We start from the raw sequence: 17604 nt of genomic DNA, 5'->3' as shown, positions 1-17604 counted from the left end.
CTCTCGGTTCAGGGGGCCTGTACGGCCAGCGATTGACGGTGTTCGGCGCTTTCGCCGGCTGCAACGCCGACCTCGGCTTCTTCGATGCGCTTGTACAGCGCCAGCGCCTGACCCACCACCTGATCCATGTTGTAGTACTTGTACGTGCCGAGCCGGCCGACAAAGGTGACCCCCGGCGTCTCGTCCGCCAGCTTCTGGTAGCGCTTGTACAGCTCGGCGTTTTCCGGACGCGGAATCGGGTAGTAGGGGTCGCCCTCGGCCGAGGGGTATTCATAGGTGATGCTGGTTTTCGGGTGGACTTGCCCGGTGAGGTGCTTGTACTCGCTGATGCGCGTGTAGGGCACGTCTTCGCTTGGGTAGTTGACCGTGCCGACCGCCTGAAATTGTTCCTGATCGAGCTGCTTGTGCTCGAACTTCAGCGAGCGGTACGGCAGCTTGCCGAAGCGGTAGTCGAAGTATTCGTCGATCGGCCCGCAGAAGATCAGATGGTCGAACTGCACCTCGTCGCGGATTTCCCGGTAGTCGGTGTTGATCATCACCTTGATGTTCGGGTGCGCGAGCATCTTCTCGAACATCTTGGTGTAGCCGTGCTTGGGCATCTGCTGAAAGGTGTCGGTGAAGTAGCGGTCATCGGTGTTGGTGCGCGTCGGGATGCGAGAAGTGACCGACTTGTCCAGCTGCGACGGATCGAGCCCCCACTGTTTGCGTGTGTAGCCGCGAAAAAACTTCTGATACAGCTCACGGCCGATGCCGTTGATCACCACGTCTTCGCTGGTCTGGATGTCTTCGACCGGCTCGGCGCGGCTGGCGAGGAAGTCCGCCGCTTCCTGTTCGGTGGTCATGTTCAGGCCGTACAGTTTGTTCAGCGTGGTCATGTTGATCGGGATCGGCACCTCCTGCCCGTCCACCTGCGCCAGCACGCGATGTTCGTAGGGGCGCCATTCGGTGAAGCGCGACAGGTAGTCGACGATGCGCTGGGCGTTGGTGTGGAAGATGTGCGGGCCGTAGCGGTGGATCAACACACCGGCTTCGTCGTAATGATCGTAGGCATTGCCGCCGATATGCGGCCGGCGGTCGACCACCAGCACACGCTTGTTCAGCCCGGCGGCCAGGCGCTCGGCGAGCACGCTGCCGGCAAAACCGGCACCGACGATCAGGTAGTCGAAGCCACGGCGACTGCTGGACGAGCCATTGCTGGCGCCGCCGCCTGCATGCTCGGTATTGCTGTCTTGCAGGCTCACATCGCGCATTGCATCTTCTCCTTCATCAGCGCCCAGGTGTGGTCCCAGGACATGTCACCGAGAATCTCGTCGGCGGTTTTCAACAAGCGGTCGCGGTCTTCGGCATCGGCCAGCGCCTTTTCCACGGCATCGATGAACGCATCGGGCGTGTCGGCGATATAGACGATCTCGGTGTCGCCGTAGGTGCGCACCACGTCCTTGATCGGCGTGGACACCACCGGGCAACCGCCCGCGAGGTATTCCGGGGTTTTGGTCGGGCTGATGAAACGGGTCGACTCGTTCATCGCGAAGGGCATGATGGCCACGTCCCAGCCGGACAGGTAGCGCGGCAGCTCGTCGTACGTTTTGCCGCCCAGGTAGTGAATGTTGTCGCGCTGAGGCAGGTCCGCCGGGTCGATCTTGACCACCGGGCCGACCAGCACGAATTGCCAGTCAGGGCGTTTTTCCGCCATGTCGGCGACCAGTTCGATATCGAAGCGCTCGTCGATCACACCGTAGAAGCCCAATCGCGGGTGGGGAATCTCGGCCTGATCGTCGGGATCGGCCTGGGTCCGCCGGGCCTCAGCGAAGTGCGCCACGTCGACGCTGCTGGGAAACGCAAAGGCGTTGTCGTGCAGTTCGCGCTTGGCTTCCCAGATGCTGTAGCCGCCGGTGAAGACGAGGTCGGCACGCTGCAGCAACTCACGCTCGCGCTGCACCAGCTCCGGCGGTGCGCCACGGAATGCCGAGAGTTCGTCCATGCAGTCGTAGACGGTGAGCCTGGGCTTCAGGTGGCCGGCATAACCCAACGCCATCGGCGTGTAATACCAGAGCAGCAGGTCATTGACGCCGAGCTTCCTGAGGTAGCCATCGAGCACGTCGCGCTGAACCCGCAAGGCCGTTTCGCCTTCGCAACCCTGAGGCAAGCGCGGGATCAGCACCTGTACGCCGTTCTCCTCGGGCCGCACTTCCAGCCAGGGCTGAGCGTCCTCGGCGGGTATTGGCTCCTCGAAGAAGAGCACGTTGAAATCGCGTGCGAACCGCGACATCAGGTGCTGCGGGCGTTGGTAGACAAAGCTCCAGCGCAGATGCGACAGGCACAACAAGGTCGGCACCAGCTCGTCGAAGACAACCTCGGGTGGCGTCGCTTGTTTATCGGGTGATTTGCCAATTTCGTATTGGTAGGGACCGGCCCAGCTCATGGAAACCTCGTAAGGGTGGCGATGCCCTCCAGAGTCCGTTCTGCCGCATCGCATAAGCCCGCACCGTCCGCGCAAGGCAAAATCAGATGGCGCCTTCGGTAGCAGAAAAAAACCAACACGCCAGCGCTGTCCGCCGCTTATGGACGACGGCGATTGATCCAAGGTTCCCTTTACCCGAGTTCAGAGGTCGGTCATCGCCTCGCCGCCGTTTCGTTGGAACTTGCATGCCGCTTCCTCGTCCGTATCACAGGACGCCTGAATTACCCCGGCACCGGCGCCGTGTGCTCCAGCAGTCAGCACAAGCCGTTTCGCCGAACCCTACGTTGGAGATACATGCAGCGGCCGCGCTCATACGGCCAGCCGCGTATTCCCCGTGCGCGTCGATTTTTTGCTATGCGAGGTTAGACACATGATCCTAGTAACGGGAGGCGCTGGTTATATCGGGTCCCATGCAGTGCTGGAGCTGCTCTTGGCAGGCCATGAGGTGCTGGTGCTGGACAATCTCTGCAACAGTTCGAAGGTCGCGCTGGACCGGGTCGAGGCGCTGGCCGGCCGCAAGGTCCAGTTTGTGAAGGGGGACGTGCGCAACCGCTCGCTGCTCAATGCGCTGTTCGCCTCGTACCCCGTCACCGCCGTGCTGCACTTCGCCGGGCTGAAGGCGGTCGGCGAAAGCGTGCGCGAGCCGCTGCGTTACTACGAAACCAACGTCAGCGGCAGCATTGCGCTGTGCCAGGCGATGGCCGAAGCGGGCATCTTCAAACTCGTTTTCAGTTCGTCAGCTACGGTCTATGGCGATTCCCCCCGGATGCCGATTACCGAGAACTGCCCCACCGGCGTTCCCACCAACCCTTACGGCCAGTCCAAGTTGATGGCGGAAAACGTGCTCATGGGCCTGGCCGATTCCGACCCGCGCTGGTCGATCGCCCTGTTGCGCTATTTCAACCCGATCGGGGCGCATGAGTCCGGGCTGATCGGTGAAGACCCCAACGGCATTCCCAACAACCTGCTGCCGTACATGCTTCAGGTGGCGGTTGGCCGGCGTAAACAGTTGAACATCTACGGCGCCGACTATCCGACCCCGGACGGCACCGGTGTGCGGGATTACATCCATGTGGTCGACTTGGCCAAGGGGCACCTGAAAGCCCTCGAGCGGCTTAATCTTGTGCACGGTGTTTCCACGTGGAACCTCGGCACCGGCCGCGGGTATTCGGTGCGGCAGATGGTGACAGCATTCGAGGAGGTCATCGGCCGGCCGTTGCCGCACGTGTTCAAGGCTCGTCGACCGGGCGATATCGCTCAGTGCTGGTCCGACCCGAGCAAGGCCCGAGACGACCTGGGCTGGGTAGCGGAACGGGATATGCTGACGATGCTCACCGATGCCTGGCGCTGGCAGAGCCGCAATCCTCACGGTTATGCAAGCGGAAAGCCGGTAGCGAAGCCGCAGGTGGCGGTGCACAACAACACCGCCTTGGCCAGCTGAGCATCCGCGTTGCGAATGCTCAACCACGTCCCGCTTAGGGGGCGCTGCACTTGAGCTCAGCGCGGATTTTCGAGGCATCGAGCCGGCGGCTCTGTTGGACCGCCCCGGTGAGCTGAGGGTCAATCACCGCTGTTCTCAGCAGTGCCTCTCGAATCTGCGCGCTGGTCGCGCACGGATTCAGCGAGGCGTAGAGCGCGGCAGCGCCGGTGACATGGGGTGCCGCCATGGACGTGCCGCTCATGTAGGCATAACCGGCAGCGCCCTTGGCGGTCGGTACCGTCGAGACGATATCGACACCCGGCGCGGCGATGTGCACGTTGTTCACGCCATAGTTCGAGAAGCCCGCGCGACGGCCGTTCTGGTCGATCGCGCCCACCGAAATCACGTTGGGCAGCTTGTAGCTCGCTGGGTAACTCGGCGTGCTATCGATATTGAGCCCGCTGTTGCCCGCGGCCGCAATGAACAGGATGTTCGCGTTGCCGGCGGCTTGAATGGCGTCATACAGCGCCTGGGAATAACCGCCACCGCCCCACGAGTTGTTCGTGGCGACCAGGTTGATCTTCTTCGCCAGCTTCAATTGCGTCAGGTAGTTGATGGCTTTTACCGCGCCGGCGGTGGTGCCACCGGTTGCCCCGAGAAACTTGGCGGAAATCACCTTGGCGCTCGGGCACACGCCGAAAACACCGACGCCATTGTTCGCCACGGCGGCTACCGTACCGGCAACATGCGTTCCGTGGTCGTCCGCTGGGCCGTCATAAACGCTGCCGTTATTGGCGGCGAAATCCCAGCCATAGATGTCATCGACGAAACCGTTGCGGTCATTGTCCTTGCGGTCGGCACGCGTTCCCTCGCCTGGGTTGGCCCAGACGTTGGCGCGCAGATCACCATGGGTGGTCATCACGCCTTCGTCGATGATACCCACGTGAACTTTGTTGGAGCACAGCGCCCCGACGTTCCAGCTGGCCAGCGCACCGCTGCCATACGGGGAAGCAGGCGACGTGGTTGCACCCTGCATGCCCCAAAGCATGCCAATGCCAGGATCGTTGGGGTTGGCAAGCTGCGTGCTGTAGATCCAGTTTGGCTCGACATATTCCACCGCAGGGTCAGCCGCCAGCTGCGCGATCAACGCGGCGTCGACCTTCCTGCCTTTACCCAGCTTCGCCTGAATCAGATCACCCTTGGCATCTTTGCGAGCTGCCTTGTCGAGCAACTTCTGGGCAGCCTTAGCGCCGCGCTTGGTCAGCGCAGCGCTTTTCGCAGCCTCGGACGCACCGGATTTGAACTGCACCAACAACTCGCCTTCGACAAAAGGCCGACCCGCTTTGAGCGAAGCATCCACCGCCGGGTTGGGCTTGGCTGATAGCTGCTCCGCCCCAGTCGCGAGCAGCGCAAACATGAAAAAACCGACACGCTTCTTATAGACCATCACTGTTCTCCCGAACGACTTCAGACAGCCCACGGACAGACAGGATGGCGTCTCGGTGGGTGCATGACTGTATCGGCAATGATGGTGTCGATTTGGTGGCGCCGGACGAGTGGCGCAGCCTTTCGTCGGCCATGGTCATACGCTCGCGGCGGCTCTCCAGTCCGCTCAAGCTAACGGATGCACGATCACACCGTAGGTTGGGCTTCAGCCCACCGTGAGCGAAGCCGAAAACGGATAGGCCCACACACCTAACGGTCGCATCACCCGACAGACAGCCGTTACCGCAGCCAATCGTTCAATCGCGCAGTGCCTCGATCCCCCGTAGGGTGGGCTTCAGCCCACCGTGAACGAAGCCCAATAAAACTTACACACCCAGTGATCACATCACGCCTCAGCCAGCTGCTGTCGCAACCAGTCAGCCAATCGCTCAGCGCGTCGATCCGCACGCCGTGCTGGCACCCATAACGAAAGCCGCGCCTTGGTTTCGACAAAGCCCCACGGCGCCAGCAAGCGGCCCTGACGCAGGTCATCGGCCACCAGCTGTTGCGGCGCGATCGCGACACCCAGCCCGGCGAGCGCCGCTTCTAACAAAAAGTACAGATGCTCGAAGCCCTGCCCCATGCGCAACGCATTTGCATCAAGCCCATTGCCCTGAGCCCAGGCGGGCCACGCCTGCGGCCGTGACGCCGTGAACAGCAGCGCCTCGTTGAACAGCACTGACGGCGGCGCCTGACGCAACGCCGCGCAGTCTGGATGATGCGGGCTCAGCACCGGGCCGATGCACTCGGTAGCCAACTCAAACACCCGCATATCGGCCGGCCACGGCGGCTCGGCGTATAACAAGGTGGCATCGAGCCCCTGCCGGCGTGGGTCCAGTTCGCCCTCGCTGGCGGACAATTGCAGATGCAGATCCGGCAGCTCACGGTTGAGGCGATCAAGCCGCGGAATGAACCAGCGCGCCAGCAGGCTACCCGGACAACCCAACACGAACGGCGCATCCGCCGTCTGTTGGCGCAGCTCGGCACAGGTGCTGCGCACGCGCTCGAATGCCTCGCCTGCCGCATCGCGTAATCGCAGCCCTGCATCGGTGAGTTTTATGCCGCGCCCTTCCTTGCTGAACAAGGCTACGCCAAGGTCGTCTTCCAGCAACCGGATCTGCCGGCTGACCGCTCCGTGGGTCACACTTAGCTCCGCTGCCGCTTGGCTTACGCTCTGCAATCGAGCAGCCGCTTCGAAAGCGCGCAGCGCATTGAGGGGAGGAAGCATCTGACTCATAAGTGAGATTTCCTGACAGATGCGGGCGATCTTATCGCTTTTTATACCGACGTGACTGGGGTAATTTCCTCTTCATCGCGCATGCCCGGCTTATCCAGGGCTGCTGCCACCCATTCCCGCAGGAGATGACCATGACTTCATTCCGCAGCGGCCCTGACGCCAGGGGCCTGTTCGGCCGCTTCGGCGGCCAGTTCGTCGCCGAAACCCTGATGCCACTGATCAACCAGCTGGCTGCTGAGTACGAGAAGGCCAAGAGCGATCCGGCCTTCCTCGAGGAGCTGGCCTATTTCCAGCGTGACTACATCGGCCGCGCCAGCCCGCTGTACTACGCCGAGCGTCTGACCGAGCAGTTCGGCGGCGCGAAGATCTACCTCAAGCGCGAAGACCTGAACCACACCGGCGCGCACAAGATAAACAACTGCATCGGCCAGATCCTGTTGGCCAAGCGCATGGGCAAGCAGCGCATCATCGCCGAGACCGGCGCCGGCATGCACGGTGTGGCCACTGCCACCGTGGCCGCGCGTTTTGGCATGCAGTGCGTGGTCTACATGGGCACCACCGACATCGAGCGTCAGCAGGCCAACGTCTTCCGCATGAATTTGCTGGGCGCCGAGGTGATCCCGGTCACCGCCGGCACCGGCACGCTGAAGGACGCGATGAACGAGGCCCTGCGCGACTGGGTGACCAACGTCCACAACACCTTCTACCTGATCGGCACTGCCGCCGGCCCGCACCCCTACCCGGCGATGGTGCGCGACTTCCAGTCGGTGATCGGCAACGAAGTGCGCGAGCAGATCATGCAGAAGGAAGGCCGCCTGCCCGACTCGCTGGTCGCCTGCATCGGTGGCGGCTCCAACGCTATCGGCCTGTTCCACCCGTTCCTCGATGATGAGGGCGTACAGATCGTCGGCGTGGAAGCGGCTGGCCACGGCATCGACACCGGCAAGCACGCCGCCAGCATGGCCGGTGGCGCGCCGGGTGTACTGCACGGCAACCGCACCTTCCTGCTCCAGGACGCCGACGGCCAGATCACCGACGCGCATTCCATCTCGGCCGGCCTCGACTACCCCGGCGTCGGCCCCGAGCACGCCTGGTTGCACGAGATCAAGCGCGTCGAGTACGTGCCCTGCACCGATGACGAAGCCCTGGCCGCGTTCCACCAGTGCTGCCGCCTGGAAGGCATCATCCCCGCGCTGGAATCGGCCCACGCCCTGGCCGAAGCCTTCAAGCGCGCCGCGAAGCTGCCCAAGGAGCACCTGATGGTGGTCAACCTCTCCGGCCGTGGCGACAAAGACATGCAAACCGTCATGCACCACTACGACGAACAGGAAGAACACATATGAGCTCGGTGAACTCCCGTCTGCAGACGCGCTTCGCACAGCTGAAGCAGGAAAACCGCGCCGCGCTGGTGACCTTCGTGACCGCCGGTGACCCGGACTACGCCACCTCGCTCGCCATCCTCAAGGGCCTGCCGGACGCTGGCGCCGATGTCATCGAGCTGGGCATGCCGTTCACCGACCCGATGGCCGACGGCCCGGCGATCCAGCTGGCCAACATCCGCGCCCTGGCAGCGAAGCAGAATCTGCCGAAGACGCTGCAGATGGTCCGCGAATTCCGCGAAACCAACAGCAGCACCCCGCTGGTACTGATGGGCTACTACAACCCGATCTTCGCCTATGGCGTCGAGCGCTTCGTCAGCGATGCGAAGGAAGCCGGTGTCGACGGCCTGATCGTCGTCGACCTGCCGCCGGAGCATAACGACGAACTCTGCGACCCCGCCCAGAGCGCCGGCATCGACTTCATCCGCCTGACCACCCCGACCACCGACGACCAGCGCCTGCCGACCGTGCTCAACGGCAGCTCGGGCTTCGTCTACTACGTCTCGGTGGCCGGCGTGACCGGTGCAGGTTCCGCCACCCTGGAACACGTCGAAGAAGCCGTGGCGCGCCTCAAGCGCCACACCGACCTGCCGCTGTGCATCGGCTTCGGCATCCGCACCCCGGACCAGGCGGCGGCCATCGCCCGACTGGCTGATGGCGTGGTGGTGGGCTCAGCGTTGATCGACCAGATCGCCAATGCTGGAAGCTCTGACGAAGCCGTCAACGGCGTTCTTGGCCTTTGCCGAGCGCTGTCCGGAGGCGTACGCCGCGCGCGAGGCTAAGGGCTTTGGTGGGCTAAAGCCCACCCTACCGGAACGCTTAAGTGATGAACTTCCACTGTAGGGTGGGCTTCAGCCCACCAAAGTGCGCCGACGTACGTCGAACCCCAATTTTCATTCCCGCTAAGCCCACCTTTTCCGCTATACCCTGTTCGCTATATTCATGAAGGCAAGGAGGCCTCCATGTCCGACTACCGCCGAAGCCAGATGCCCGGCGGCACCTGGTTTTTCACCGTGACATTAGCTGACCGTCGATCCCGGCTACTCGTCGAAGAGATAGATCATCTTCGTCATGCTTACGGCCAGACGCAGCAAGCCCGCCCCTTCCGTACCCTGGCCATCTGCGTCCTGCCCGATCATCTGCATGCCATCTGGACGCTGCCGGACGGCGACTCCGACTTTGCAGGCCGCTGGAGCCTGCTGAAAAGCACCTTTTCCCGACAGTTACCCGCACACACTCGAACCCAAAGCAAGCTCCGCAAACGCGAGAAAGGCATCTGGCAGCGCCGGTACTGGGAGCACCAGATTCGGGACGCATCCGACTTGCAGCGCCACGTTGATTACATTCACTTCAACCCGGTCAAGCATGGGCTGGTCGAGCGGGTTGCCGACTGGCCCTATTCGAGCTTCGACCGATACGTGAATAACGGGCTAGTGCGAGGCGACTGGGCATGTAGCACGGTGGCGGATGGCGGCTTTGGTGAGTAATCGCCCTTCATTTCTGCCCTCACGGGGGATCGGTGGGCTGAAGCCCACCCTACGAGTTGTCGCGATGTCACCGATGCTAAGTCCGGCCGCAGCCGTAGGGTGGGCTTTAGCCCACCGCTTACTACTCGGAGCCAAGCGAGCAGCCTGACCCGTCATAGCCGGCCGGTGGCCTTGGTGGGCTGAAGCCCACCCTACGAGGGTCGCGATGTCACCGATTCCAAGTCCGGGCGCAGCAGTAGGGTGGGCTTTAGCCCAACGCCTGCCGCTCGGAGCCAAGCGAGCAGCCTGATCCGTCATAGCCGGCCGGTGGCCTTGGTGGGCTGAAGCCCACCCTACGAGTTGTCGTGATATCACCGACGCCACGCCCGGCCGCAGCCGTAGGGTGGGCTTTAGCCCACCGCTTACCGCTCGGAGCCAAGCGAACAACCTGACCCGTCGTCGCCGGCCGATGGCCTTGGTGGGCTGAAGCCCACCCTACGAGTGTCGCGATGTCACCGATGCCGCGCCCGGGCGCAGCCGTAGGGTGGGCTTTAGCCCACCGCTTACCGCTCGGAGCCAAGCGAACAACCTGACCCGTCGTCGCCGGCCGATGGCCTTGGTGGGCTGAAGCCCACCCTACGAGTTGGCGTGATGCCACCGATACCACGTCCCACTTTACGATTCTGTCGGGGAATCAGGGTTACATGGCTTGCTACTGGCCTTCGGAGTTGGTCGTCGGAACCTGCGCAGAACAAACCACTCCCCATCGATGACCAATATCGACCGGCTTGATTTCGACCGCATCGTGCGAGCGCGTAGCATGCGCTGCACGTCCCAGTCACCAGTTGAGGAGAACGCCATGTCTGACACCGCTTACGTACCGCCAAAGGTCTGGACCCACGACGCACCCTCCGGCGGCAAGTTCGCCAGCATCAATGCGCCCACCGCCGGCGCGCGCGAGGAAAGGGCGTTGCCCGTTGGCAAGCATCCCTTGCAGCTTTACTCGCTGGCGACGCCGAATGGTGTAAAGGTCACGATCATGCTCGAAGAGCTGCTCGCCCTCGGCCACAGCGGCGCCGAATACGACGCCTGGCTGATCAAGATCGGGGACGGCGACCAGTTCGGCAGCGGCTTTGTCGAGATCAACCCGAACTCCAAGATCCCTGCACTGGCCGACCACAGCGTCGACGGCGAACCTCTGCGGGTGTTCGAGTCCGGCTCGATCCTGGTGTATCTCGCAGAAAAGTTCGGTGCCTTCTTGCCCACCGAAACCCGTGCTCGCACCGAGACCTTGAACTGGCTGTTCTGGCAGATGGGTTCGGCGCCCTTCCTCGGCGGCGGCTTTGGGCATTTCTATGCCTACGCGCCGGAGAAGTACGAGTACCCGACCAACCGCTATGCGATGGAGGTCAAGCGCCAGCTCGACGTGCTGGACCGGCAGCTGGCCGAGAATCGCTATATCGCAGGTGATGACTACACGATTGCCGACATGGCCATCTGGCCCTGGTACGGCGTACTGGCGCGGGGCGAGCTGTATGAGGCCGGTGAGTTTCTCTCGGTGCGCGAGTACACGCACGTGCAGCGCTGGGCCGCCGAAATCGCCGAACGCCGTGCCGTGATTCGCGGGCGCAAGGTCAACCGCACCTGGGGCGACGAGTCCGAGCAGGCGGCGGAACGTCATGACGCGTCGGATTTGGATTAAGCCGCCCGTTTCTTCCCTGGAGACTACTGCCGTAGGGTGGGCTTCAGCCATCGTTCAATTGAACGATGGCTGAACCGAAGCAGCCCACCCTGCCCCGTGCCGCCTCACCGCAGCCCAACAGCCAGCCGTAACACCAGATGGTGAGCCGCACTACCTCTCTCCTGGCCTCGTACAGCTCGCTCCTCGCAGGTGGTATGCCGCATCGCCCCACCAGACCGAACAGCTGATCGCCGCCCGACCCGCCGGCACGCCTGCAGGACATCATGCTGGCCGCTCCGACCGTTGATCCCTTCGTTCTGAACTATGACGGTACGGCCACGCCCAATATTGATGAGCGTTGCTCAGTCACGCGGGTGAGGCGCGTCGCCTATGGCTGCTCGACCTGAGCGTCATCCGCTGACGCACGCAGCGCTTGGCCTACCCAGTTGTTCAACACAACGCGAGGTGAACCATGAAACATACATTGGTAGCAGCGTTTGCAACGCTGACCGATGCCAACCGCACCCAGGGCGACCTGATGGCGCGGGGCATCGCGAAAGAGCAGATCCATTCCGTAGGCGCCGATAGCGCAGAAATCCATGCCTATGACGCCCCCTATTCCACCGCGGGTAGCACCGTGGACCGTGAGCATCACGAGTCGAAAGTCGCGCATTTCTTCAAATCGCTGTTCGGCCATGAACCGCACGATCACCGCCGCCACGCCGCGGCCTACCCCGAGGCGGTGCGCCGGGGCTCGCTGGTGATCGCGGTGGATGTGTACGACGAAGATCAGCTGATTCGTGCGCGGGACGCACTGGAATACAACGGCGCCCTCAACATCGACGACAGCGGTGCCGGTGCCGGCGCAACACCGGGTTATGCCGGACCGACCAGCCCCTATGCCGGTGCGACGGGCGGCGACAGCCACCTCGACAAACATTTCTCGGGGACCAGCCACACTGCCAGCGATACACGGCCGGCAGGCAGTGCGCACCTCGACGCAGGTGCTCCGGTCGGCGGCGCGACAGCGACTGGCCCTGCCAGCACGGCAGGATCAGCCGATACGGACCGCTACGGTGTGGGAAGCGCAGCCAAGCGAGCGGGCACGGGCTATCCGGAAACGGCCGCCACGGCCCATCCAACCGGCGGCGGTCTGGCCGGCGAAACCGTCGGCACCCGCGACGCCACGCAAGGCATGGACGCGACCCAGGCAGGAACCTGTACCGACCGTGTCTGTGTGATCAAGCGTCCAAGCTGATCGCCAACGCTGAGTATTCACGGGCCGCTTCTGCGGCCCGTGCTGGTTGGGCCGCTGATCCTCACCGAATCTCTCAGCGCTTGGCGCGACGATCACGGTCATGCTGAACCGAAATGCTCGCCACAGGCCCGATGGATATCCGGTCATCCAGCCACCCTACGACGCCTATGCAAGCTGCGGCACCTTCGCCGTTGCCAACACGTGGGTAGGGTGGAAAACGGCAACGCCTTTTCCACCTTTGCGGCCCGTACCTCTGGGTCAGTTGCCCTCGGCTACCGCCCCAACGCTCGCCGAATCCCAGCGCTCCCCACCGTTAGCGCCACACAATCCTCCGTCAGCCCCAGCGCGGCATTGGTGAGTGTTTGATCCTGATAAGGCTTGCGCAGCTTGAGCCCGATCTCGGACGCAATCAGTGCAGCGGATGCGCCGATCAGCGCCGGTAACCATACCGGCTCGCGCCGTGCACTGGCCAAGGCCGCGGCCATCACCCCACCGGACAGCGCGCGAAATAGCATCGATGGAACAATCGTCCGATCCGGTGCGAAGGGCATCTTGTCACCCAGGATTTCAGCCGCAGCCATGGGCAGCAGGAATTGCTGCGCGCGGCGAGACGCCAAGGTGCGCGCCGGCTCGTCAGCGTCATCGATATCATCCCGCGTGGCCAATGCGCGGCTGACCATCGTCGGCGCCAGCATGCTGCGCATGCCGGTCACCGCGCCAAGCGCCAGGGCACCCCAAAACAGATTGCTGGATATCGTCATCGTCGACCCTCCCGGTGGTTATGCATACCGACCGACAGCCAGGCCGCCGCGTTCGGGACGCAGTGCCAGTCGCGACGGGCGACACGGCACGGGCCGCACACCCGTTAGGTCGAGCGCCTACGGCATCTGCGCGACCGACCGATGCCAGCTGCCGCACGTCGGCGCTCGTCAAAACGCCAACAAGCGGTCATGAACCTGCCATGCGCGCTTTCTAGCTTCGGTCCGACCCCAACGCCCCGAGGACAAAACAATGCACATGCGCGCACTGGAATGGCTGTTTGCGGCAAGCCTGGTCGGCCTCGCCGGCCCGGCGCTGGCTCAAACAGCGATACCGCCCGAGCACGGCTCCATTGAGCAGGATTATCGCGACCCGCCGCTGGAGGGCCTCAGTGCCAGACAGCGGGCCAGTGAACGTCGCAGCTGGCGCGCTCCGGACTGGCGGCCCGAGCCGGTGGTGTCGGTCAACCTTCTGAGCATCAACGACTTCCACGGCCAGCTGTCCCCGCGCACCGTCGCCGGACGGCCTGCCGGTGGCGCGGCGGTGCTCGCTTCGTACCTGAAATCCGCCGGCGGCGAATACACGCTCATCGTGCATGACGGTGATCAGGTCGGTGCTTCGCCACCCAATTCCGCGTTGCTGCGCGACGAGCCTTCGATCAGCCTGCTCAACCTGCTGGCTAACCCGTATTGCCGCCCTTTCAGCCGTCAGATGGACATGTCCCGCAGCGCGCAGCCCCCCGCGCAGCAGCGCTGCAACGTGATCGGCACCCTCGGCAACCATGAATTCGATTACGGCAAGACGGAACTGCTGCGCCAGCTCACCGGCGGCATCCACGCCAACGGACCCTTCCTCGAAGACGAATGGAAAGGCGCGCGCTACCCCACGGTATCGAGCAACGTGATCGACCAGGCAACCGGCGAATCCCTGTTGCCGCCCTACTCCATCTACTACGCTGGCGGCGTGCGCATCGGCGTGATTGGCGCCGTGCTGAAGGAAACTCCGTCCATCGTCTCGCCGAGCGGCGTCGCCGGGCTGCGCTTCATCGACGAGGCGGATGCCATCAACCGATCGGTAGCCGAACTGCGCCGTCAGGGTGTGCGGGCCATCGTGGTCGCCCTGCACCAGGGCGGTCAGCAGACCAGCTACAACGGCGCGACCAACCCGGAGGCGAACACCGTCGAAGGACCGGTGGTCGATATCATCGAGCGCCTGAATGACGAAGTGGACGTGGTCATTTCCGGCCACGCCCACGGCTTCACCAACGCACTGGTGCCCAACGCCAACGGCAAGCCGATCCTCGTAACCCAAGCCTTCTCGGCCGGCACGGCCTATGCGGATATCGATCTGGTGGTCAGCCGCCGCAGCCGCGATGTCGTCGAGAAGTCCGCTGCCGTCCTCACCACCTGGGCCGATCAGGGCGCTGGGCTTTCGCCTGACCCGGACGTCGCCGCGCTGGTGGCCCAGGCAGACGCACGGGTCGAGCCGCTGGTCGCGCGGGTGGTTGGGCTTGCGCAAACCGCCCTCACCCGCACCGAGACATCGGCAGGCGAATCGGCTTTGGGCAACCTGATCGCCGATGCCCAGCGCGTCGCTACCGACGCGCAGATCAGCTTCATGAACCCGGGCGGCATCCGCGCGGACCTGGAAAGCGGCGAAGTAACCTGGGGTGAGCTGTTCGCCATCCAGCCGTTTGCCAACGATCTGGTCTCCATGGACCTGACCGGCGCGCAACTCAAGACGCTGCTGGAACAACAATGGATCGGCCAGAGCTACCCTCGCCTGCTCAAGCCCGCCGGCATTCAATACAGCTGGTCCGCCAGTCGCCCCAACGGAAACCGCGTGAGTGAAATGCGTGATACGGCCGGTGCCCTCATCAACCCCGCGGCGACCTACCGCGTCACCGTCAATTCCTTCCTCGCCGGTGGTGGCGACAACTTCACCGTGCTCACCGAAGGCACCAACCGTGTCGTGGGACCGGTGGATCTGGATGCGCTGGTGAGCTACATCGAGTCGTTACCGCAGCCGTTTAGCGCGCGTGTCGAGGGGCGGATTCAGCGGGTCGATTGATAGGAGCGTTGGTTCGTAAGGTGGGTCTGGTCGCGTCAGCTGCCGGTTGGCCGACGCATCGGTTGTGGGCTAAAGCCCACCCTACGGCTGGCATGAAAAAGGCGGCTCGTGGCCGCCTTTTGTGTAGGCGGGAGAGGCTTACTGGCCGAGCAGACCGGATCGCTGTGCCGACCCGAAGGCAAACCCCATGAACTCCTCAACGCTCATGTCACGGCCGTTGAACGTCACCTTGTCGTCAGCATAGTGCAGCGCGCTGACCAGTCGCTCCCCTTCCAGGCGGGACCAGCCGGTGTCGAGTGCCAAGCCGCTGAACAAGGCGGTCGCGGCCTCGGTTTCCTTCTGCAGCGCAACCGGATCCGGCTCGCCACCGCGCTGCTTGCGCTGCACGATCAGACTCGCCACATCACCCATCAAACCCTTGTCGATACCGGCTTCGGCATTGAGCGATGCGAGCGCGCCGGACATCATCGCGAAGGGGGTGTAGGCGTCTTCGCTTGGGCTACGCAGGTCGAGCACGACGGACAGGCGGGCGGCGCCGTTCGCGCTCTCGAAGCCGAACTCGTCAAGCGCCAGGGTGGGCTTGTGTTCGAGCAGCGCCAGCGCATGCGCCTGCAATGCCTGCTGCTGAACGTCGGTCATGTTGGCGACGGCATCCTGCGGGGTGGGGCTGCTCTCGAGGATGGCCTCGTAACTGTTGACCAATGCCTTGAGGCTGGCCTCCTCCAGGTTACGCAGGCTGAAAGCCAGCGCGAAGTTGCGGAAGGTCTGCCCTTGCAGGTTCACCTCGCCGACGCGGTAGGCGATGGTCTGGTCGAGGCCGCGACTGCCACGGCTCAGCTGTTCGTCCAGCGAAGCCTTTTGGATGACCACGGCGGGGCTATCGCCAGTCTGGATTTCCATTCGTTCGAGGGTGAAGGAAGACGGGCCTTGGCCGATGCCACTGGCGTAGTCCTGCTTGTCGGCACTCAGGCCGATGCCGCGCAGATTTACGTGCACCGGCTTACCGCTGTCGCGGCGTTGCAGGTTGATATCCACTTCAGGCAATTCACCGTCGATGCGCACGGCGTTGGCATCCTTCGTCACATCGAAGGTGATGGTGCCGGCCGCGACGCGCACGGTGCCGTCTTCATTCTGAAGATCGAGCGCAGCCGAGCGCAGATCACCGCGTTGGCTGCCGTCGTAGCCGATGGTCACGTCGCCCACCAGCGGGACTTCACCCGACGCGGCGTCGAATAGGTTCTGCGTCAGCGGGGTCCGCTCGAGCTGAAAATGGCTCTGCGCGGCGACGGGCATCAGCTGGCCGTGGGCCAGGCGCGAAACCGGAAACGGGCCATGCTCGAGGCGGTCCTGCAGGAGCAGCGCGTAGTGCCGGGTTTCCCCTTCATCGTCGCGGACGTTAATGTCGATCTGGTAGCGGGCGGCGCTGGACAAGAAGCCACGCTCGAAGCTGAGCAGCGTCAGGCTGGCGTCAGCATCGGCGCCGGTATTCATCTGACGCAACTTCACGTTGGCCTGCTCGACAGCGTCGCGAGCAATCGATTCGACCTGAGTGCTGGTGTAGTAGGTAGCAGCCCCGACGAGGGCGAGAGGTATGGCAACGGCGAGCGCGAGCTTTTTCATGAAAGCATCCTGTGCGGCGGCTGGTCAGACGTCCTGTCAGCCAATGGTTGGCGAGCGGCGGCACTTTATCAGCGAGGCGGCCCAGCCTCCAGCGCACGATGCAGCGTGATCAACAGCATGAGAACGCGGCAACAAACGCGGCCATCCTCACCAGCGGAAAAACCCGTAGACCACCACACCCAGGCCAAACCCCATCTGCGCCAACAGCAGCGCGCGGATGGCGAAGGTGTAACTGATGACCGGGTTCTGCCCTAGCGCATCGTTGGCAAAGATCCGGTAGCTGGCGGGAAACTCAGCCTCGATCTCCTTGAGCGCCGTGATGGTCAGTTGCAACAACTGACGGCTGCGCGCATCCACCAGCCAGAACACCATCGCCAGCAGCACCGTGAACGCACCCAACAACATCAGCAAACCTGGCGAGAAGCCCCGCTCCAGCGCCGCCAGCACGCCGCCGTCGGCAAAGATCGCCAGCACCACAAAGAAATTAAACCCACGCAGGCGCTGCTCAGCATTGAGCTTGAAATGCGCCCAAACAAACCCTCGACTGTCCATGCGCTGTTCCTCTCGAATGGCCGGCGCCTTGCTGGCCCACCAAGCCCGGCGATGCAGCGAGCACGTTCTTTAGCTGGCCCAACCAAAGCGGTTGAAAGGCCCTATCGCCATTCACATCAGATCGCGGCCCTTGCGATAAGTCCCATCGGGGTCGTTCAGCGCGTCGCTTCGCTCCGGACGGCATACGGTGGGCTGAAGCCCACCCTACAGCTGCGG

14 protein-coding genes are annotated in these 17604 nt (G+C 63.5%); 7 read left to right on the top strand and 7 right to left on the bottom strand.

Annotation, left to right across the window (positions count from 1 at the left end; all coding sequences use genetic code 11):
- Nucleotides 1–8: 8 nt before the first annotated feature.
- Nucleotides 9–1250, bottom strand: a complete 1242-nt coding sequence (gene glf, locus K4O48_RS00360) for a UDP-galactopyranose mutase (RefSeq protein WP_222910240.1) — start codon at nucleotides 1248–1250, stop codon at nucleotides 9–11.
- On the bottom strand, nucleotides 1238–2422 hold the full coding sequence (locus K4O48_RS00355) for a glycosyltransferase family 1 protein (RefSeq protein ID WP_222910239.1): 1185 nt from the start codon (nucleotides 2420–2422) through the stop codon (nucleotides 1238–1240). The genes glf and K4O48_RS00355 overlap by 13 nt, the downstream gene beginning before the upstream one ends.
- Before the next feature lie 409 nt (nucleotides 2423–2831).
- On the opposite strand from K4O48_RS00355, the gene galE reads away from it, so the two are divergent.
- Nucleotides 2832–3902, top strand: coding sequence for a UDP-glucose 4-epimerase GalE (gene galE / locus K4O48_RS00350; RefSeq protein WP_222910238.1), 1071 nt, complete (start codon nucleotides 2832–2834; stop codon nucleotides 3900–3902).
- Nucleotides 3903–3936: 34 nt separating this feature from the next.
- Here galE and K4O48_RS00345 read toward each other — a convergent pair whose 3' ends face one another.
- On the bottom strand, nucleotides 3937–5328 hold the full coding sequence (locus K4O48_RS00345; RefSeq protein WP_222910237.1) for a S8 family peptidase: 1392 nt from the start codon (nucleotides 5326–5328) through the stop codon (nucleotides 3937–3939).
- A 384-nt stretch (nucleotides 5329–5712) separates the two neighbouring features.
- On the bottom strand, nucleotides 5713–6603 hold the full coding sequence (locus K4O48_RS00340) for a LysR family transcriptional regulator (RefSeq protein ID WP_222910236.1): 891 nt from the start codon (nucleotides 6601–6603) through the stop codon (nucleotides 5713–5715).
- 131 nt (nucleotides 6604–6734) lie between these two features.
- Between K4O48_RS00340 and trpB the strand changes: the two genes are divergently transcribed.
- From trpB to K4O48_RS00315, 5 genes are all read left to right on the top strand, one after another.
- A complete protein-coding gene (gene trpB / locus K4O48_RS00335) occupies nucleotides 6735–7946 on the top strand; it encodes a tryptophan synthase subunit beta (RefSeq protein ID WP_222910235.1) in 1212 nt (403 codons plus the stop codon).
- Nucleotides 7943–8764: a tryptophan synthase subunit alpha gene (trpA, locus tag K4O48_RS00330; protein ID WP_222910234.1), complete on the top strand. Its 822-nt coding sequence runs from the start codon at nucleotides 7943–7945 to the stop codon at nucleotides 8762–8764. Before trpB ends, trpA begins: the two co-directional genes overlap by 4 nt.
- A 180-nt stretch (nucleotides 8765–8944) precedes the next feature.
- Nucleotides 8945–9469, top strand: a complete 525-nt coding sequence (locus tag K4O48_RS00325; protein WP_222910233.1) for an REP-associated tyrosine transposase — start codon at nucleotides 8945–8947, stop codon at nucleotides 9467–9469.
- Between the two features lie 838 nt (nucleotides 9470–10307).
- Nucleotides 10308–11150, top strand: a complete 843-nt coding sequence (gene yghU, locus K4O48_RS00320) for a glutathione-dependent disulfide-bond oxidoreductase (RefSeq protein ID WP_222910232.1) — start codon at nucleotides 10308–10310, stop codon at nucleotides 11148–11150.
- 451 nt (nucleotides 11151–11601) lie between these two features.
- On the top strand, nucleotides 11602–12387 hold the full coding sequence (locus K4O48_RS00315) for a hypothetical protein (protein WP_222910231.1): 786 nt from the start codon (nucleotides 11602–11604) through the stop codon (nucleotides 12385–12387).
- A gap of 272 nt (nucleotides 12388–12659) precedes the next feature.
- Here K4O48_RS00315 and K4O48_RS00310 read toward each other — a convergent pair whose 3' ends face one another.
- On the bottom strand, nucleotides 12660–13148 hold the full coding sequence (locus K4O48_RS00310) for a DUF4126 family protein (protein ID WP_222910230.1): 489 nt from the start codon (nucleotides 13146–13148) through the stop codon (nucleotides 12660–12662).
- Between the two features lie 250 nt (nucleotides 13149–13398).
- Between K4O48_RS00310 and K4O48_RS00305 the strand changes: the two genes are divergently transcribed.
- The gene (locus K4O48_RS00305; RefSeq protein WP_222910229.1) at nucleotides 13399–15216 is read left to right on the top strand and encodes a bifunctional metallophosphatase/5'-nucleotidase; all 1818 of its coding nucleotides are present in this window, start codon (nucleotides 13399–13401) and stop codon (nucleotides 15214–15216) included.
- A 138-nt stretch (nucleotides 15217–15354) separates the two neighbouring features.
- Here the strand turns inward: K4O48_RS00305 and K4O48_RS00300 are convergent, their stop codons facing one another.
- Together K4O48_RS00300 and K4O48_RS00295 are read right to left on the bottom strand one after the other, a co-directional pair.
- On the bottom strand, nucleotides 15355–16836 hold the full coding sequence (locus tag K4O48_RS00300; RefSeq protein WP_222910228.1) for a YdgA family protein: 1482 nt from the start codon (nucleotides 16834–16836) through the stop codon (nucleotides 15355–15357).
- Between the two features lie 147 nt (nucleotides 16837–16983).
- Entirely contained in the window at nucleotides 16984–17388 is a 405-nt protein-coding gene (locus K4O48_RS00295) for a hypothetical protein (protein WP_222910227.1), read from the bottom strand.
- Between the last annotated feature and the right edge of the window lie 216 nt (nucleotides 17389–17604).

This window comes from Pseudomonas sp. DNDY-54 (assembly GCF_019880365.1).
Taxonomy (GTDB): Bacteria; Pseudomonadota; Gammaproteobacteria; order Pseudomonadales; family Pseudomonadaceae; genus Stutzerimonas; species Stutzerimonas stutzeri_P.
The sequence above is the reverse complement of the archived record's forward strand: the minus strand, read 5'-3'. Positions and strand labels throughout refer to the sequence as shown.